Below are 18067 nucleotides of genomic sequence, written 5' to 3' on the forward strand. Positions count from 1 at the left end.
CTCACTGAACGTCGACTGGGGATGGGTGATCTCGTGAACAGGGTCTCGCGTATCGCGGGTGCGTTGCTGGGTACGGCGGCGCTGACCGTCGCGCTCGCCGCGTGCGGCGGCGACAGCCTGGAGGAGGGCAAGAAGAACTCGGGAAGCTCCGGGGACACCGGGAACTCCGGCGGCGCGGAGAAGGGTTCGCTGGTGGTCGGCGCGGCGGCCTTCACGGAGGCCAAGGTGCTCGCCGAGCTGTACGCCCAGACGCTGCGGGACGCCGGATACTCCGTGTCCATCACCACCGTGAAGAATCGCGAGCTGTACGAGCCGTCCCTTGAGAAGGGCGAGATCGACGTCGTTCCCGAATACGCGGCGACGATCGCGGAATTCCTCAACGCGAAGGTGAACGGGCCGAAGGCGCCCGAGGACAAGCCGGTCGCCTCCGGTGACGCGACGGCCACGGTCGAGGCGCTGCGGAAGCTCGCCGAACCGCGCGGCCTGAAGGTGCTCGCGGTAGGTGAGGCGGTCGATCAGAACGCGTTCGCGGTGACGAAGGAATTCGCCGAGAAGAACAAGCTGACGTCGCTTTCCGATCTCGGCGGTTCGAAGCTGAAGGTGAAGATCGCCGCCGGTGACGAATGCGCGGTGCGGCCGTTCTGCGCGCCCGGCCTGAAGAAGACGTACGGGATCGACGTGACCGGGATCGACCCCAAGGGCGTCGGCACCCCGCAGTCCAAGCAGGCGGTGAAGGACGGGGTGGACCAGCTGGTCCTGACGACCACCACGGACGCCACCCTCGACAGCTACGGCCTTGTCTTCCTGGAGGACGACAAGAAGCTGCAGAACGCCGACAACGTGCTGCCCGTGGTCAACGCCAAGGACGCCGGTTCCCCCGAGATCGCCGCCGCCCTGGACAAGATCACCAAGGTGCTGACCACAGCGGATCTCGCCGAACTCAACCGCAAGGTGGACGCCGAGCGGGCGAAGCCGGAGGACGTCGCCAAGGAGTATCTGGAGACGAAGGGGCTGCTCAAGAAGTAGGCATCGGCTGAGGGGAGTCGGCTCGAAACGGAACCGGAACGGTGGATATCCACTTCTGATGGCGAGAAGTGGCCAAGAGATTGCCGGGCCGACGCCCCACACAGCGCCTACGCACGGTAAATTTCAGGCCATGCCACGTGGACGCCACCGCCATTCCCCGCCTCTGCACAAGCTGCTGCCGCCCTCCGCGGTCGCCGGCGCCGCGGTCGTGTGTGCCGCGGCCGCCTGGCTTCCCGGGGACCTGATCGTCGTACGGCTGCTCGCGGCCGCCGCGGCGGCGGCCGCCGTCACCGGTGCCGTCCTCATGCGCAGTTGGGACCGGAGCGCCGGCCTGCGCGTCGCCGAGCTCGACCGGGCCCGCACCGCCGACCAGTGGAAGGCCGAGGAGCGGGTCGCCGAGCTGGAGTCCGACCTGGAGGAGGCGCGCGCGCTGCGCTCCCGGCTCGACACCAAGCTCCGCGCCAAGCGCGTGGAGCTCGCCGGGCTGCGCGGCGAGCACGCCGACCTGCTCCGCCGGTACGCCACGGCGGAGACCGAGCGGGCCAGCGCCCTGGAAGGCGCCCGGGTCCTGGCCCTGGAGTCGGCGTCCGGTACGTCCGGCGCCGCCAAGGCACTGCCTGCCGGAGGCTCCACCCTCACCCCCGAGGTCTTCCGCCGCGCCGCCCAGGCGTTGCGCGACCTCCCGCGCAACGCCGCGGCCCAGCAGGCCCGCCGCACCACCGAGGCCGCACGCGCGCGTGACCTCGCCGAGCGGGCCCGCGAGACGGAGGAACCGCAGGGGAAGCACGCGGCGGCCGCCGGAAACGAGCACAGCCGCCCGGCCGCCCCCGCCCTCGCGCTCCCGCCGGCCGCGCCGGTCCCGCCCGCCTCCACGATGGTGCCGGTGGTGCCGACCGCGACCGCGATCGTCCCGTACGCGGCTCGCAGGCCCGTCCCGCGCCCCGAGGGCGGCTTCGACTTCTTCGGTACGCAGAAGGCGGCGGCCGCCATCGAGGCCGTGCAGAACACCGACCTCGCCGACGTCGTGGGCGAAGAGGTCCTCGAAGAGGCCCTCGCGGCCCAGGCCGTGCTCGGCACCCCGGTGCTCACCCCGATCAGCCCCACCGGCACCCCGGGCAACCCGCTCGCCCCCCGGGTCGCGGCGCCCGCCCAGGCGATCGGCCAGGTCATCGACCTGACCGCGCACGACGAGACCGAGCAGCTGGATGTGGCCGAACTGCGCGGAGCGGTGAACTCGTGACGTACCGCCTCGCCTCCCTCCCGGCAGGTGAGGTCGCCCCGTACCGCGACGAGCTGCTCGCCCTGTGCGCCCAGGCCTTCTGCGGTGCCCCCTGGCACGAGCCGCCGCTCGGCGCCGTACGCACCGTGGACCGGCTGCTCGACTCGGCCGCGCGGAAGGAAGAGTTCAACGCGGCGGTCGCGCTCGACGCCGACGGTGCCCTGCTCGGGTTCGCGGCCGGCTGGACCGACACCGTCCTGACCGGCGGGGAGCCCGCCTTCGAACTCGCCGAACTCGTCGTCGCCCCCGGCCAGCAGGGGCGCGGCATCGGCCGCGCGCTCCACGACGCCCTGCTCGTGACCGGGGCACAGGGCCGGGCCCTCCTCATGACCCTCGACGTACCGGAGCTGACGGACCGGTACGAGCGCTGGGGCTGGACCGTCGTCGACCGGCGTCGCCCCGGCAAGGAGGAGCGGGAGTACGTCGTGATGAGCTGCGGGCACCGCCCCGGGGCCTGACACCAGGGCCCGACCCCCAGGCAAGGCACCCGGGTCCGACCCCTACGCCTGACCCCAGGCCTGCCCCCCGGGCCAGGCCCCGGCCAGGGGCACAGCCGGGCTCCGGCCCGGCCCCGGCCAGGTCCCTGCTACTTGTCGATGTCGCCGACGACGAAGAACAGCGACCCCAGGATCGCCACCATGTCCGCGACCAGCGTCCCCGGCAGCAGTTCCACCAGCGCCTGGATGTTGTTGAACGAGGCCGAGCGCAGCTTCAGCCGGTACGGCGTCTTCTCGCCCTTGGACACCAGGTAGTAGCCGTTGACGCCGAGCGGATTCTCGGTCCACGCGTACGTGTGCCCCTCCGGCGCCTTGAGCACCTTCGGCAGCCGCTGGTTGATCGGCCCAGGCGGCAGCTCCGCCATCCGGTCCAGGCACGCGTCCGCGAGGTCCAGGGAGTTGTGCGTCTGCTCCAGCAGGCACTCGAACCGGGCCAGGCAGTCGCCCTCCTCGCGCACGGCGACCCGCAGGGTGTCCTGCAGCTCCCCGTAGGCCAGATACGGCTCGTCGCGGCGCAGGTCGAAGTCGACGCCCGAGGCGCGGGCGATGGGCCCGGACACCCCGTACGCGTGGACCGCGGCCGCGGACAGGACACCGACCCCGCGCGTACGTCCCCGGAAGATCTCGTTGCCGAGGACGAGCCGGTCGTACACGTCCATCCGCGAGCGCACGTCCGCGACGGCCTGGCGGGCCCGGCCCAGCCACCCGGCGGGCAGGTCCTCCTTGAGGCCGCCGACCCGGTTGAACATGTAGTGCATCCGGCCGCCGGAGACCTCCTCCATCACGGCCTGGAGCTCCTCGCGCTCCCGGAAGGCGTGGAAGACCGGGGTGATCCCGCCCAGTTCGAGGGGGTACGAGCCGAGGAACATCAAATGGTTGAGGACCCGGTTCAGCTCGGCGAGGAGCGTACGGGTCCACACCGCGCGCTCCGGGACCTCCATGCCCAGCATCCGCTCGACGGCCATGACCACGCCGAGCTCGTTGGAGAAGGCGGAGAGCCAGTCGTGACGGTTGGCCAGCATGATGATCTGCCGGTAGTCCCGCGCCTCGAAGAGCTTCTCGGCACCGCGGTGCATGTAGCCGATCACCGGCTCGGCCTGGCGCACGACCTCGCCGTCGAGCACGAGCCGGAGCCGGAGCACACCGTGGGTCGAGGGATGCTGCGGCCCGATGTTCAGCACCATGTCGGTGCTCTCCGCCGCGCCGCCGATGCCGACCGTCGTCTCCGTCATGCGGTCAGTATCCCCCCTGCCCCGGAGGCCTCGTAGCCCCGCCCGTGACCCGCTGGGTCAGCCAGCCGAAGTCGCCGAGACCGCCGCGGGCGGTCAGCTCGGCGGCCTCCCCCGCGGAGGAGAGGGCACGGACGTACGCGACGGGATCGGTCGAGGCGAGCGAGAGCGGCGGCCGTCCGCCGGAGACCCCGAGCCGCCCCAGCGCCTCCCGCTGCGTGACCAGCTCGGCCACGGGCACCCCGTCCGCGCCTCCGACCGCCGCCGCGCACGCGTCGAGTGCCACATGGGCGGTCAGGTCGCAGCCGCCGTCCGGGACCGGCGGGACCTCGCGGCCCGCCCGGAAGCCGGTCAGCGAGCCGAAGGGCGGTCGGGCGGCCCGTACGTGCGCGTAGTCCACGGCCACCGCGCGGCCCGCCGTGAGCGAGGCCACCGCCGACGCCCAGGCCTCGTCGCGCGGCCGGCCGATCTCCGCGCGCGTGCCGGGGTCCCGAAGCGGCCACCAACGGGCCAGCCACTCCGCGTCCGGGCCGGCGACGGGGCCGCCGAGCCGTTCCGTACCGTCCGCGCGGACCTCCACGTACCGGGCCGTGCCCGCCGCGTCCGCCTCGGCCACGTCCACCGGCACGTTGTCGAGCCACTCGTTCGCGAAGATCAGCCCCCGGACGCCCTGGGGGAGCCGGTCGGTCCACTCGATCCGGGGATCGAGCCCGGACGGCCGGGCCGCGCGCTCGACGGCGTACGCCCGGACCGTGAGCCCGTGCTCCCCCCGCGAGGCCGTCGCCGCGAGTACCCCCGTGAGCAGCTCGCCCCGTCCCGCGCCCACGTCCACGAGGTCGACCTCGGCCGTTCCCAGCTCCTCCGCGACCTCGACCAGCAGCCGGGCGACGGCCCCCGCGAAGAGCGGGGAGGCGTGCACCGAGGTGCGGAAGTGCCCCGCAGGCCCCTCGGGTCGCAGATAGAAGCCCCCGGGGCCGTACAGCGCCCGTTCCGTGGCCTGTCGCCACCCCTGCCACTGACACGTCTCATCCGTCACGCGCCCCAGTCTCCACCTCGGGGAGTACGGGTCCCGCGCCAAGGATCGACCCCACGGTTGATCCCTGCACCTATCTCCCTTCCCTACTCTGGGTGACGTGCAGCGCCTTTATGACTTCATCCGCAGACACCCGACGGGCGTCGACACCTTCTGGGCGGTCGTCCTCCTGGGGTTCTCCATGCTGTGGGTGGTGTCGGCGGGCGCGGGCCAGGTGGAGGGCCACCCCCTCGGGTACGGCCTCGTCGCCGTGCTCTTCTCCCTGGTCGTGGCCCTGCGGCGACGCGCCCCGGAGAAGATGCTGGTCCTCGCGGTCGCCCTCGGCCTCGCGCAGCTCGCCTTCGGTCTGACGCCGTTCATGGCCGACTTCGCCATGCTCGTGATCATCTACACCGTCGCCGCGCACGACGGCCCCCGCTGGGCGTCCCGGCTCGCACTGGTCGGCGGACTCTCCGCCGCGACGCTCTCGCAGCTGAGATGGCCGGTGGACGGTCCGCAGTCGAGCGCGGCCCGGGTCTTCTTCACGATCATCATGACCGTGCCGTTCGTCCTCGCCTGGGTCCTCGGCGACTCGCTCCGCACCCGCCGCGCCTACTTCGCGCAGCTGGAGGAGCGGGCCTCCCGCCTGGAGCAGGAGCGCGAGGCCCAGGCCAAGGTCGCGGTCGCCGCCGAGCGGGCCCGGATCGCCCGCGAGCTGCACGACGTCGTCGCGCACAACGTGTCGGTGATGGTCGTGCAGGCCGACGGCGCCGCGTACGTCATGGACTCCTCCCCGGAGACCGCCAAGCAGGCCCTGGACACCATCTCCACCACCGGCCGCCAGGCGCTCGCCGAGATGCGCAGGCTGCTCGGCATCCTGCGCACCGGAGAGCACCAGGAGGCCGGGGAGTACGTGCCGCAGCCCGACGTGAAGCAGATCGAGGATCTGGTCGAGCAGGTGCGGGGAGCCGGTCTCACCGTGGACTTCGCGATCGAGGGAAGCCCGCGCCCGCTGCCCAGCGGCGTCGAGCTCACCGCGTACCGGATCGTGCAGGAGGCCCTCACCAACACGCGCAAGCACGGCGGTCCTGACGTCGGCGCCAGCGTCCGGCTGGTGTACTTCGACGACGGACTCGGGCTGCTCGTCGAGGACGACGGCCGGGGCGCGCCGCAGGAGATGTACGAGGACGGGGGCGCCGACGGCCGGGGCCACGGTCTGATCGGCATGCGGGAGCGGGTCGGCATGGTCGGCGGCACGCTGGACGCGGGCCCGCGTCCCGGCGGAGGCTTTCGGATCAGCGCCCTGCTCCCGCTCAAACCCGCTCACTGACGTCCCCCGGGCGACCAGCCCGCTCACTGACGACCCGAAGGAATCTGATGTCCATCCGCGTGATGCTCGTCGACGACCAGGTGCTGCTGCGCACCGGTTTCCGCATGGTGCTCGCCGCCCAACCGGACATGGAAGTCGTGGCGGAGGCGGGCGACGGGGTCGAGGCGCTGGAGGTGCTGCGCGCGACGGCGGTCGACGTCGTGCTGATGGACGTGCGCATGCCCAAGCTGGACGGGGTGGAGACGACCCGGCGGATCTGTTCGCAGCCGGACGCCCCGAAGGTGCTGATCCTGACCACCTTCGACCTCGACGAGTACGCGTTCTCGGGGCTGAAGGCGGGCGCGAGCGGCTTCATGCTGAAGGACGTGCCCCCGGCGGAGCTGCTCGGCGCGATCCGGTCGGTGCACAGCGGTGACGCGGTGGTGGCGCCCTCGACGACGCGGCGGCTCCTCGACCGTTTCTCGCCGATGCTGCCGTCCTCGGGCAAGGAGCCCGAGCACAAGGAGCTGGGGCGCCTCACGGACCGGGAGCGCGAGGTGATGATGCTGGTCGCGCAGGGCCTGTCGAACGGCGAGATCGCCGCCCGGCTCGTCCTCTCCGAGGCGACGGTGAAGACCCATGTGGGCCGCATCCTGACCAAGCTGGGCCTGCGCGACCGGGTGCAGGTCGTCGTCCTCGCGTACGAGACGGGCCTGGTCCGGGCGGGCGGCGGCGCGGCGGGCTGAGCCGGGGCGTTCCGATGCTGCTGTGGATCAACGGCCCCTTCGGGGGCGGCAAGACCCAGACCGCGTACGAGCTGCGGCGCCGGCTGCCCGGCAGCGCCGTGTGCGACCCGGAGCACATCGGCTTCGGGCTGCACCGGACGCTGCCGCCGTCGCTGCGCGGGGACTTCCAGGACCTGGCGGCCTGGCGGCAGGGCGTGCACGAGGTGCTGGACCTGGCGCTGCGGCGGTACGGGGACGGGCCCGTGATCGTGCCGATGACGCTCACCGACCCGGGGTACTTCGCCGAGATCGTCGGCCGGCTGCGCGCGGACCACGGCGCGGACCGGGTGCACCACGTCGCGCTGCTCGCCGAGCGGGAGACGGTCCTGGGGCGGCTGGCGGAGCGGGGCCTCGGGCGCGGCCTGAAGCGGGAGAGCTTCGCCGTGGCCAAGCTGGACGAGTGCCTGGAGCGGCTTGCGGCGGCGGAGTTCGCCCACCACCTCCGTACGGACCGGCTGACGGTCCCGCAGGTCGCCGACCGGGTCGCGGAGCTGGCCGGACTGCGGCCGCTGCCGGACACGGACGGGCCGCTGCGCCACCGGCTGCGACGGCTCCGGGTCGGCCTCTCGCACATCCGTTTCGACTAGGGGGTGTCTTGCCGATCGGACAAGACACCCCCCAGGGCCGGCCGGCCCGGGTCCTCACTCACCGCAGCACGCTCTCCAGGAAGTCGCTGCCGAGGCGGGCGACGACGGCCACGTCCAGCTGGTGCAGGACGTACCGGCCGCGCCGCTGGGTGGTGATCAGACCGGCCTTCTTCATGACCGCGAGGTGGCGGGAGACCTCGGGGGCGCTGATGCCGTACGCGTCGGCCAGCTCGCTCGTGGAGTACGAGCCCCGGGCGAGGCTGCGGCTCAGCCGCATCCGCATCGGGTGGGCGACCGCCTCAAGACGCAGTTTCACGGTGTCGACGGGGGCGCCGCCGCCGAGGTCGCGGGCGGGCACGGGGTACTGGATCACCGGCTGCCAGCCGGGGGCGTGCAGTGCGAAGAGGTGTGGCCAGCCGAAGGCGGTCGGCAGGAACGTCACGCCCGAGCCCTCGGCGCTGGTGCGGCCCTGGACCAGCTTGTCGACGACGATCCGGGAACCCGCCTCGTCCTCCTCCAGGACCATCGCGGAGGACGCGTCCGCGACGGCCTCGGCCAGGCCCTTGTGGCGCATCAGTTCCGTCTTGTGGCGGGCGTCGGCGGCGAGCTGGACCCGGACGCGGCGCCAGGTGTCGGCGAAGAAGGCCTCGTCGCAGTCCTCCAGGAGGCGCCGGATCCACGCGCGCGTACCGGGCGGGTCGGCGAGCATCCGCTCCACGAACGCGGCCTGGCGCGGTCCGCGCGCGGCGGCCAGGTCGAGCGTGCGGCGCCGCATCCGCTCGTCGACGAGCGGCGAGGGGGCGCCGTGCGAGTAGCGGCTGGCGCAGGAGATCTCCAGGGCCGAGCCCACGTACTTCTCGTCGTCCATGCGGTCGAGGTCGTCCAGCTCCTCGGCGAGGGTCGCACGGGGCCGGGCGGGCAGCAGGATGTCGGAGCGGGTGGACCGCCACATGAAGTCGGCCTCGTGCAGCCGGTCCGCGAGCTCGGGCTTGAGCGCGGCGGCGGTCGTGGTGGTCCAGGCGTGCAGCCTGGCGTGGTGCGCCGGCTCGGAGAGGGCGTGCAGGGCGGCGCCCAGCTCCGCCAGCGGCGAGGGGCAGAAGGCGATCCGCTCGTGCGGCAGTCCGGTGATGTCGATCGTCACGCTCACCCGTCCATGGTGCGGGGTCGGGTGGGGGCGGTGTCGCGACGTTTGACGAGGGCCGTCAATCGACGCGCCGGCGGGCCCGGGACCGCCGTTTGACGGGAGCCGTCAAACGGCGCGCCAGGGGGTGGGGGCCGGGCGCACGGTGAGGACATGAACGCGCTGCACCAGTACCTCTTCGACACGTACCGCGCCGACCGGCTCGGTGAGCCGGCGCCGCCGGCGCCCGGCACCCATGACGTCGCCGTCCTGCGGTCGGTCCGCGACCGACGCCGCTTCGAACGGGTGATGGCGGGCCGCCCGGCGCGGGGCGGCCTCGGGACCGCCCTGCGACGCCTGCTGCGCCATCGCACGCCCTGAACCGAACCCCGCGCGTCCCCCGGATGCTCAGCCCAGTCGGGACAGGAAGTCCCGTACCGCCGCCTTCACGTCCTCCGCCGTCCACTCCAGGCCCGGTCCCGCCACGGTCAGCTCCGTCACGGAGACCCCCGGCGGGCCGCCCGCGCCCGGGCTGAACCAGCGGCGGAAGAGGACCGTGCCGGTGGCCTCGGTCTGGGCGAGGGACGCCGCCGTGAGGGCCTCGGGGACGTACGGCAGCCAGACCTGGAACTGGTGGGTGTGCGGGGCCTCCGGGTGTACCCGGAACCACCCCGGGCCGCCCGCCTCCGTCGCGGCCTCCGTGAGCGCCTCCCGGACCGCGTCGGCCACCACGCGCGCGTGCGCCACGTACGAGGGCAGCCTGGGCAGCTCGTCGTCCAGGCCGCGGAGCGCGGAGATCGCCACCGGGTACTGCTGGAAGAGCTGGCCGCCGTACCGGTGCCGCCACACCCTGGCCTCCGCCATGACGTCCTCGGGGCCGGCCAGTACGGCTCCGGACAGGCCGCCGAGGGACTTGTAGAACGAGAGGTACACGCTGTCGGCGAGCCCGGCGATCTCCGCGAGCGGACGGCCGAAATGCGTCGTGCACTCCCAGAGCCGCGCCCCGTCGAAGTGGACCACGGCGTCCCGTTCCCTGGCCGCCTCCACCACCTCGGTCAGCTCCTCCCAGGACGGCAGCACGAAGCCGGCGTCCCGCAGCGGGAGCTCCAGCATCAGCGTCCCGAAGGGCTCCGGGTGGTCCCGTACCTCCTCGGCCGTCGGCAGCCGGGGCGCGTCGGTCGGGTGGACGGTGCGGAGCCCGGAGACGGCCGTGAGCGCGCCGCCCTCGTGGACCTCGGGATGACCGAGCGGGTGGAGGGCGACGACGGGGCTGCCGGTCCGCCCGGCCCAGCAGCGCAGCGCCACCTGCTGCGCCATCGTGCCGGTGGGGAAGAAGACCGCGGCGGGGAGGCCGAGCTCCTCGGCGACGCGCCGTTCGAGCTCCTCGACGAGCCCGTCCCCGTACGTGTCGAGCGATGCCTCGCCGTGCCCGGAGGACTCGGCCCAGTCGGCGAGTTCACGCAGGCGCGCGCCGACCGTGCCTTCCACCTGGGTGCGCCACAGCGTGCGGTCGGCGCCGCCCCAGAGCTTCGCCCGGTAGAGCCGGGCCGCTTCCTCGTCCACAGGGTCCACAGGATTCATGGACCGATCATCACACCACCACCCACACCCTGTGGACAGCCACGGGAGCAGCGCGAAACGCTGGCGTAGCATGACCAGAAATCGTCCGGTACCCGCCGAGGACTGGAACGGAAGGCCGTCCCCACCGTGAACGCACCAGTAGCGCCAGAGCCCCGAGCCGAGGACCGACCCGCCCGGCTCGCCGTCGGTGTCGTCGGCGCAGGCCGCGTGGGCCCCGCGCTCGCCGCCGCCCTCCGGCTCGCCGGGCACCGCCCCGTCGCCGTCTCCGCGGTCTCCGACGCCTCCCGGCGCCGTGCCGCCGCCCTCCTGCCCGAGGTCCCGGTCGTCGAGCCCGCGCGCGTCCTCGCCCTCGCCGACCTGGTCCTGCTGACCGTGCCCGACGACGCCCTGCCCGGTCTGGTCGAGGGCCTCGCCGACACCGGATCCGTACGGCCGGGACAGCTGATCGTGCACACCTCCGGGCGGTACGGGGCACGGGTCCTCGACCCCGTCCGGCGCGCGGGTGCGCTGCCGCTCGCCCTGCACCCCGCCATGACCTTCACCGGCACCCCGGTCGACGTCCAGCGGCTGGCCGGCTGCTCCTTCGGGGTGACCGCGCCCGAGGAGTTGCGGCTCGCCGCCGAGGCCCTGGTGATCGAGATGGGCGGCGAGCCCGAGTGGATCGCGGAGGACGCCCGCCCGCTCTACCACGCGGCCCTGGCCCTCGGCGCGAACCACCTGGTCACCCTGGTGGCCCAGTCGATGGAGCTGCTGCACAAGGCCGGGGTGGCCGCCCCGGACCGGATGCTGGGCCCGCTGCTCGGCGCCGCCCTGGACAACGCGCTGCGGTCCGGGGACGCGGCCCTCACCGGCCCCGTCGCGCGCGGTGACGCCGGCACGGTCGCCGCCCATGTCGCCGAGCTGCGCAAGCACGCGCCCGGCACCGTCGCCGGCTATCTGGCGATGGCCCGCACGACCGCCGACCGCGCGCTCGCGCACGGCCTGCTCAAGCCCGAGCTGGCCGAGGACCTGCTGGGCGTACTCGCCGAAGGGGAGCCCCGATGAACACCTCGTCCGCCACCCCCTTCGCGCCCGTGCGGACGGCGCGGGAGCTGCGCGCCCTGGACGCCGGGAGCGGCGGCCGACGGGCCGTCGTCATGACCATGGGCGCCCTTCACGAGGGCCACGCCACCCTGATCCGTACGGCCCGCGAGCGGGTCGGAGCCGACGGCACCGTCGTCGTCACCGTCTTCGTCAACCCGCTCCAGTTCGGCGCGGGCGAGGACCTCGACCGCTACCCGCGCACCCTCGACGCCGACCTGGAGGTGGCCTTCGCCGCCGGCGCGAGCGCCGTCTTCGCGCCCTCCGTCGACGAGGTCTACCCGGGCGGGGAGCCGCAGGTCCGGATCACCGCGGGCCCCATGGGCGAGCGCCTCGAAGGCGCCTCCCGGCCCGGTCACTTCGACGGCATGCTGACCGTCGTCGCCAAGCTGCTCCACCTCACCGCGCCCGACCTGGCCTTCTTCGGCCAGAAAGACGCCCAGCAGCTGGCCCTGATCCGCCGGATGGCCCGTGACCTGAACTTCCCGGTCGAGATCGTCGGGGTGCCGACCGTCCGCGAGACCGACGGCCTCGCCCTCTCCAGCCGCAACCGCTACCTGTCGCGCGACGAGCGCCGTACGGCCCTCGCGCTGTCCGGCGCGCTGTTCGCCGCCCGTGACCGGCTCGCCGCCCAGGAGGCGCTGCGCGCGCGTGCCGAGGCTCTGCCCGGCGCCCAGAACCGGGGCGAGAACCGCGCCGAGGCACTCTCCCGGCTCGGCGAGGCACGGGCCGCCGCCGACGCCCACGCGGTCGCGCAGGCCGCCGCCGAGGGCTGCGGCGCCGAGGCCGTGCGGGCCGCGGCCCGGGCGGTCCTCGACGGTGCGTCGAGGGCCGAGCCGCCGCTCGTCCTCGACTACCTGGCCCTCGTCGACCCGGCCGACTTCACCGAGGTCACCGACGACCACGACGGGGAGGCGGTCCTCGCCGTCGCCGCCCGCGTGGGCGCCACGCGGCTGATCGACAACGTCCCCCTCCTCCTCGGAGCCACCATGTCCACCATGTTCGGAGCCACCCAGTGACCGGAATACGGCTGCACGCCCCCGCGCCCGGCTGGGCCATCGACGCCGACGTCGTCGTGGTCGGCTCCGGCGTCGCCGGTCTCACCGCCGCCCTGCGCTGCACCGCCGCCGGGCTCCGCGCGGTCGTGGTGACCAAGGCGCGGCTCGACGACGGCTCCACCCGCTGGGCCCAGGGCGGCATCGCCGCCGCGCTCGGCGAGGGCGACACCCCCGAGCAGCACCTCGACGACACCCTCGTCGCCGGTGCCGGGCTGTGCGACGAGCGGGCCGTCCACGCCCTCGTCACCGAGGGCCCCGACGCCGTCCGCCGTCTGATCGCGACCGGCGCCGACTTCGACAAGACCGTCGACGGCGAGATCGCACTGACCCGCGAGGGCGGCCACCACCGCCGCCGCATCGCGCACGCGGGCGGGGACGCGACCGGCGCCGAGATCTCCCGCGCGCTGGTCGAGGCGATACGGGACCGGGGCGTGCGCACCATCGAGCACGCCCTCGTCCTGGACCTCCTGACGGACGCCGAGGGCCGGACGGCGGGGGTGACCCTGCACGTCATGGGCGAGGGGCAGCACGACGGCGTCGGCGCCGTCCACGCGCCCGCGGTGGTCCTCGCCACCGGCGGCATGGGACAGGTCTTCTCCGCCACCACCAACCCGGCGGTCTCCACCGGCGACGGCGTCGCGCTCGCCCTGCGGGCCGGGGCCGAGGTCTCCGACCTGGAGTTCGTCCAGTTCCACCCCACGGTGCTCTTCCTCGGCGCCGGCTCCGAAGGCCAGCAGCCGCTGGTCTCCGAGGCGGTACGGGGCGAGGGCGCCCACCTGGTCGACGCCGACGGGGTGCGGTTCATGGTCGGGCAGCACGAGCTGGCCGAGCTGGCGCCCCGGGACATCGTCGCCAAGGCGATCACGCGCCGGATGCAGGAGCACGGCACCGAGAACATGTACCTCGACGCCCGCCACTTCGGCGCCGAGATGTGGGAGGAGCGCTTCCCCACGATCCTCGCGGCCTGCCGCTCCCACGGCATCGACCCGGTGACGGAGCCGATCCCGGTCGCCCCCGCCGCCCACTACGCCTCCGGCGGCATCCGCACCGACCTGCGGGGCCGGACCACCGTCCCGGGCCTGTACGCGTGCGGTGAGGTCGCCTGCACGGGCGTCCACGGCGCCAACCGGCTCGCCTCGAACTCCCTCCTGGAGGGTCTGGTCTTCGCCGAGCGGATCGCCGAGGACATCACGGCCGCCGCCCCGCGCGTGCCGGGCGCCCCGGTGGCGCACGCGGCCCCGGTGACCCTGCCGCTGCCCGTGGCGGGCGCCCGGACCCGCATCCAGCGGATCATGACGGCCGGAGCCGGGGTGCTGCGCTCCGAGGCCAGCCTGCGGGAGGCCGCCGAGGCCCTCGACGCGCTGCACAGCGACGCCCTCGCGGGCGGCACCGACGACACCAAGGCCGGCGAGCCGGGCGTGGACTCCTGGGAGACCACCAACCTGCTGTGCGTCTCCCGGGTGCTGGTCGCCGCCGCCCGCCGCCGCGAGGAGACCCGCGGCTGCCACTGGCGCCTGGACCACCCGGACCGCGACGACACGGCCTGGCGCCGGCACCTCGTCGTACGCCTCACCCCGGAGCGGACCCTCGACGTCCGGACGACCGGCACACATGACTTTCCCCCCACCTCCGATGCCCCCAGGGAGCCGTAAGTGACCACGCCCGAGGAAGCCCGTCCCCAGCCCGTGGACGTCCCTCTCATCCAGATCAACACGGTTTCCTCCGACGAGGAGGCCGGTGGCTGCGGCGACGGCTGTGGCTGCGGCGGCGGCGAGGAGTTCGAGTGCGGGCTCGACCCCGCGCTCGCCGAGCTGCTCGCGGACGCCGGTCTCGACCCCGTACAGGTCGAGGACATCGCCCACCTCGCGATCGCCGAGGACCTCGACGGCGGCGTCGACGTGACGACCGTGGCGACCGTCCCGGAGGACGCCGTCGCCACCGCGGACTTCACCGCCCGCGAGGCCGGCGTCGTGGCGGGTCTGCGGGTCGCCGAGGCCGTGCTCTCGATCGTCTGCGACGACGAGTTCGAGGTCGAGCGGCACGTCGAGGACGGCGAGCGCGTCGAGGCCGGACAGGTGCTCCTCAGCGTCACCGCCCGCACCCGCGACCTGCTCACCGGCGAGCGCAGCGCGCTCAACATCCTGTGCCGCCTCTCCGGCATCGCCACCGCCACGCGCGCGTGGGCGGACGTCCTGGAGGGCACGAAGGCCAAGGTCCGCGACACCCGCAAGACCACGCCGGGCCTGCGCGCCCTGGAGAAGTACGCGGTCCGCTGCGGCGGTGGCGTCAACCACCGCATGTCGCTCTCCGACGCGGCCCTGGTGAAGGACAACCACGTGGTGGCGGCCGGCGGCGTGGCCGAGGCCTTCAAGGCCGTGCGCGAGCTGTTCCCCGAGCTGCCCATCGAGGTCGAGGTCGACACGATGGACCAGGTCCGCGAGGTCCTGGAGGCGGGCGCCGACCTGATCCTGCTCGACAACTTCACCCCGGCGGAGACCGAGGAGGCCGTCGCCCTCGTCGCGGGCCGCGCCGTCCTGGAGTCCTCGGGCCGGCTGACCCTGGAGACCGCGGCGGCGTACGCGGCGACCGGCGTGGACTACCTGGCGGTCGGCGGCCTCACCCACTCCTCCCCGATCCTCGACATCGGCCTCGACCTGCGCGAGGTGCGGGCCTGATGCTGCTCACCATCGACGTCGGCAACACGCACACGGTCCTCGGTCTCTTCGACGGTGACGAGATCGTCGAGCACTGGCGGATCTCCACCGATCCGAGCCGCACCGCCGACGAGATGGCGGTCCTGCTCCAGGGCCTCATGGGCATGCACCCGCTGCTCGGCGTCGAGCTGAGCGACGGCATCGAGGGGATCGCCATCTGCGCGACGGTCCCCTCGGTGCTCCACGAGCTGCGTGAGGTCACGCGGCGGTACTACGGGGACGTTCCGGCGGTCCTGGTGGAACCGGGCGTCAAGACGGGCGTCCCGGTCCTCACGGACAACCCCAAGGAGGTCGGCGCGGACCGCGTGATCAACGCGGTCGCCGCCGTCGAGCTCTACGGCGGCCCGGCGATCGTCGTCGACTTCGGTACGGCGACGACGTACGACGCGATCACCACGCGCGGGGAGTACGCGGGCGGGGCGATCGCGCCGGGCATCGAGATCTCGGTCGAGGCGCTCGGGGTCAAGGGGGCCATGCTCCGCAAGATCGAGCTGGCCCGGCCGCGCAGCGTCATCGGCAAGAACACCGTCGAGGCGATGCAGTCGGGCATCGTCTACGGCTACGCGGGCCAGGTCGACGGCGTCGTCGCCCGCATGAAGCGGGAGCTCGTCGGCGCGGACGGCGACCCGTCGGACGTGACGGTGATCGCGACGGGCGGCCTGGCGCCGATGGTCCTCGCGGACTCCAAGGAGATCGACGAGCACGAGCCCTGGCTGACCCTGATCGGCCTGCGCCTGGTCTACGAGCGGAACGTCTCCCGCATGTGAGGGGCGGGGCCGGGCCCGCAGGTGAGGGCCCCGGCGACCGCGCCCGGGCCGCCCGGCGATCGACGCGCCGGAATGATCGCTAAGAGAAAATTGTCCGATTAGCGCGTATCGTCGGCCCATGCCCACGCCATACGGATCCCGCGGCGGCATGGCGTTCAGCGCGGACGAGCTGCGTGTGCTCCGCCGTGCCCTCGCCGTCGCCCTCCACCCCGCCCCCCTCCAGGACGAGGACGTCCAGGACGCGCTGCGCCTGGCCGAATCCGTCGACGAGGCAGTGCGCGAGGCCGGCCGGCTGCGCGCCTTCCTCCTCGACGACCTGGCCCGCTACCGCGAGGCGCTTCCCGGGTCGCTCAGCGGCTACCTGGGGCTCCTCCAGGACGCCCTCGCCGCCGGGTACGACCCCGCGGCCGACGACCTCGCCGCCCTGCGCACCCTGCGTCGCAACCCCGCGGCCGCCGCGCTGCTCGCCCGCTGCCAGATCCTCGCCGAGCGCTCCGTACGCGCGCGCCTGGCCCGGGTCTCCCAGGCCACCGGCACCCCCGCGACCACCGCCCCCAGGGCCCGGCTGCTCGCCCTCCCCGGTGGCCGTGCGGCGGCCGACGAGCCCAAGCCGACGCCGCCCGCCCCGGCCGAGCGTCCGGTGCCCAAGCCCTCCGAGGTCTTCCCGCCGCGCCGGAGGCCCGTACCCCCGCCCCCGCCGGAGGAACGCGTCGCCGGATAGCTAGTCTGGTCGCCATGGACTACGTATCCGCGCTCGTGCCGCCCATCGTGATGGCCATCTTCTTCTTCGGTGTCGTCGCCATCATCATCAAGAGCCAGGGCGGCCCGAACAAGGCCAAGGAGGACGCGATCGTGGACGCCGCGATCGCCCGCGCCGAGGCCGCGCGCCAGGCGGACGGCACCTCCGCCGGCTGAAGCCCTCGCGGGCTGCCGCAGTACCCGGGACGTGCGACCTTTCGAGGTCGCACGTCCTTTTTGTTGCGTTTCCCTCCGTCAATAGCCTGTTATTGGCGGTTTGAGCACTAAAGTGGCGTTGTGCCCCGTCCTTTGGGAGAGCTCGAAGACGCCGTCATGACGCGCGTCTGGCAATGGAACCGTCCGGTGACCGTCCGGGAAGTTCTCGAGGACCTTCAGCAGGAACGGTCCATCGCCTACACCACCGTCATGACCGTCATGGACAATCTCCACCAGAAGGGCTGGGTCCGCAGAGAAGTCGAAGGCCGCGCCTATCGATATACGGCGGTCTCCACCCGCGCCGCATACGCGGCGGCCCTGATGAACGAGTCATGGGCCCAGAGCGACAACCCCGCCGCCGCGCTCGTCGCCTTCTTCGGCATGATGTCGCAGGATCAGCGCGAGGCCCTGAACGACGCCATCCGTATCGTCCAGCGCGACAACCCGCTTCCCGCCCCGCCCGAGGAGGGCGCCGAGGGAACCGGGCCCCAGGAGCGATAGCGTCCCCCCATGTCGCCGTCTGCCTCCCCGGCCGCTTCCGCGGCCTCCGCCAAAGCCGTCACCGTACGCAGGGCCCGCACCGGAGATGTCGCCGCGGTCCGCCGTCTCGTCGATCCGTTCGTTCAGCGCGGCATCCTGCTCGACAAGGCGACCGTCACCCTTTACGAGTCCATCCAGGAGTTCTGGGTGGCGGAACGCGACGAGGACGCCACCGTCGTCGGCTGCGGCGCTCTCCACGTCATGTGGGAAGACCTCGCGGAAGTCCGCACTCTCGCCGTCGATCCCGAGTTCAAGGGCGCCGGCGTCGGACATCAGGTGCTCGACAAGTTGTTGCACACCGCCCGATGGCTCGGGGTGCGGCGGGTATTCTGCCTGACCTTCGAAGTCGACTTCTTCGCGAAGCACGGCTTCGTCGAGATCGGCGAGACCCCGGTCGACGGAGATGTCTACAGCGAGCTCCTCCGTTCCTATGACGAGGGAGTAGCCGAGTTCCTCGGTCTCGAACGAGTGAAGCCGAACACCTTGGGCAACAGCCGGATGCTTCTGCACCTGTGACCCGGAACCCCCG

General features: G+C 73.3%; 20 protein-coding genes. 16 read left to right on the plus strand and 4 right to left on the minus strand.

The features are described 5' to 3' along the window. Window positions 1–21: 21 nt before the first annotated feature. The 3 genes from OG259_RS23335 (at window position 22) to OG259_RS23345 (ending at window position 2763) form a co-directional block, all read left to right on the plus strand. Complete coding sequence (locus OG259_RS23335; protein WP_328944029.1) at window positions 22–1026, plus strand: ABC transporter substrate-binding protein; 1005 nt, start codon at window positions 22–24, stop codon at window positions 1024–1026. A 130-nt stretch (window positions 1027–1156) separates the two neighbouring features. After that, on the plus strand, window positions 1157–2266 hold the full coding sequence (locus OG259_RS23340) for a hypothetical protein (RefSeq protein ID WP_328944030.1): 1110 nt from the start codon (window positions 1157–1159) through the stop codon (window positions 2264–2266). Next, on the plus strand, window positions 2263–2763 hold the full coding sequence (locus OG259_RS23345) for a GNAT family N-acetyltransferase (RefSeq protein WP_328944031.1): 501 nt from the start codon (window positions 2263–2265) through the stop codon (window positions 2761–2763). The genes OG259_RS23340 and OG259_RS23345 overlap by 4 nt, the downstream gene beginning before the upstream one ends. A 128-nt stretch (window positions 2764–2891) precedes the next feature. On the opposite strand, the gene OG259_RS23350 is transcribed toward OG259_RS23345, so the two are convergent. Next, window positions 2892–4034, minus strand: a complete 1143-nt coding sequence (locus OG259_RS23350) for an NADH-quinone oxidoreductase subunit D (RefSeq protein WP_328944032.1) — start codon at window positions 4032–4034, stop codon at window positions 2892–2894. A 4-nt stretch (window positions 4035–4038) separates the two neighbouring features. Then, window positions 4039–5067 (minus strand): SAM-dependent methyltransferase, encoded by a 1029-nt coding sequence (locus OG259_RS23355; RefSeq protein WP_328944033.1) that lies wholly within the window; start codon window positions 5065–5067, stop codon window positions 4039–4041. 97 nt (window positions 5068–5164) lie between these two features. Between OG259_RS23355 and OG259_RS23360 the strand changes: the two genes are divergently transcribed. Genes OG259_RS23360 through OG259_RS23370 form a run of 3 tightly spaced genes read left to right on the plus strand, consistent with a single transcriptional unit; the run spans window position 5165 to window position 7724 of the window. Then, complete coding sequence (locus OG259_RS23360; RefSeq protein WP_328944034.1) at window positions 5165–6373, plus strand: sensor histidine kinase; 1209 nt, start codon at window positions 5165–5167, stop codon at window positions 6371–6373. Window positions 6374–6420: 47 nt separating this feature from the next. Further along, complete coding sequence (locus OG259_RS23365) at window positions 6421–7098, plus strand: response regulator transcription factor (protein WP_328944035.1); 678 nt, start codon at window positions 6421–6423, stop codon at window positions 7096–7098. A 14-nt stretch (window positions 7099–7112) separates the two neighbouring features. Next, entirely contained in the window at window positions 7113–7724 is a 612-nt protein-coding gene (locus OG259_RS23370; protein WP_328944036.1) for an AAA family ATPase, read from the plus strand. A gap of 58 nt (window positions 7725–7782) precedes the next feature. Here OG259_RS23370 and OG259_RS23375 read toward each other — a convergent pair whose 3' ends face one another. After that, a complete protein-coding gene (locus OG259_RS23375; protein ID WP_328947156.1) occupies window positions 7783–8865 on the minus strand; it encodes a DUF5937 family protein in 1083 nt (360 codons plus the stop codon). 153 nt (window positions 8866–9018) lie between these two features. On the opposite strand from OG259_RS23375, the gene OG259_RS23380 reads away from it, so the two are divergent. After that, window positions 9019–9225, plus strand: a complete 207-nt coding sequence (locus OG259_RS23380) for a hypothetical protein (RefSeq protein ID WP_328944037.1) — start codon at window positions 9019–9021, stop codon at window positions 9223–9225. Between the two features lie 27 nt (window positions 9226–9252). On the opposite strand, the gene OG259_RS23385 is transcribed toward OG259_RS23380, so the two are convergent. Beyond that, window positions 9253–10425 carry a threonine aldolase family protein gene (locus OG259_RS23385; RefSeq protein WP_328944038.1) on the minus strand — a complete coding sequence of 391 codons (1173 nt, stop codon included), beginning with the start codon at window positions 10423–10425 and terminating at the stop codon, window positions 9253–9255. Window positions 10426–10551: 126 nt separating this feature from the next. Here OG259_RS23385 and OG259_RS23390 point away from each other — a divergent pair, with 126 nt between their 5' ends. The 9 genes from OG259_RS23390 (at window position 10552) to OG259_RS23430 (ending at window position 18054) form a co-directional block, all read left to right on the plus strand. After that, window positions 10552–11469, plus strand: a complete 918-nt coding sequence (locus OG259_RS23390; RefSeq protein ID WP_266893252.1) for a Rossmann-like and DUF2520 domain-containing protein — start codon at window positions 10552–10554, stop codon at window positions 11467–11469. Continuing rightward, entirely contained in the window at window positions 11466–12524 is a 1059-nt protein-coding gene (panC, locus tag OG259_RS23395) for a pantoate--beta-alanine ligase (RefSeq protein ID WP_328944039.1), read from the plus strand. Before OG259_RS23390 ends, panC begins: the two co-directional genes overlap by 4 nt. Further along, complete coding sequence (locus tag OG259_RS23400; protein WP_328944040.1) at window positions 12521–14215, plus strand: L-aspartate oxidase; 1695 nt, start codon at window positions 12521–12523, stop codon at window positions 14213–14215. Before panC ends, OG259_RS23400 begins: the two co-directional genes overlap by 4 nt. Next, window positions 14216–15238 carry a carboxylating nicotinate-nucleotide diphosphorylase gene (nadC, locus tag OG259_RS23405; RefSeq protein WP_328944041.1) on the plus strand — a complete coding sequence of 341 codons (1023 nt, stop codon included), beginning with the start codon at window positions 14216–14218 and terminating at the stop codon, window positions 15236–15238. Continuing rightward, on the plus strand, window positions 15238–16044 hold the full coding sequence (locus OG259_RS23410; protein ID WP_328944042.1) for a type III pantothenate kinase: 807 nt from the start codon (window positions 15238–15240) through the stop codon (window positions 16042–16044). The genes nadC and OG259_RS23410 overlap by 1 nt, the downstream gene beginning before the upstream one ends. A 148-nt stretch (window positions 16045–16192) precedes the next feature. Next, complete coding sequence (locus tag OG259_RS23415; protein WP_328947157.1) at window positions 16193–16765, plus strand: hypothetical protein; 573 nt, start codon at window positions 16193–16195, stop codon at window positions 16763–16765. Between the two features lie 14 nt (window positions 16766–16779). Then, window positions 16780–16959 (plus strand): hypothetical protein, encoded by a 180-nt coding sequence (locus tag OG259_RS23420; protein WP_328944043.1) that lies wholly within the window; start codon window positions 16780–16782, stop codon window positions 16957–16959. A gap of 120 nt (window positions 16960–17079) precedes the next feature. Further along, a complete protein-coding gene (locus tag OG259_RS23425) occupies window positions 17080–17499 on the plus strand; it encodes a BlaI/MecI/CopY family transcriptional regulator (protein WP_266893240.1) in 420 nt (139 codons plus the stop codon). Window positions 17500–17508: 9 nt separating this feature from the next. Further along, a complete protein-coding gene (locus OG259_RS23430; RefSeq protein ID WP_328944044.1) occupies window positions 17509–18054 on the plus strand; it encodes an amino-acid N-acetyltransferase in 546 nt (181 codons plus the stop codon). Window positions 18055–18067 lie beyond the last annotated feature (13 nt).

Source organism: Streptomyces sp. NBC_00250 (genome assembly GCF_036192275.1).
GTDB lineage: Bacteria > Actinomycetota > Actinomycetes > Streptomycetales > Streptomycetaceae > Streptomyces.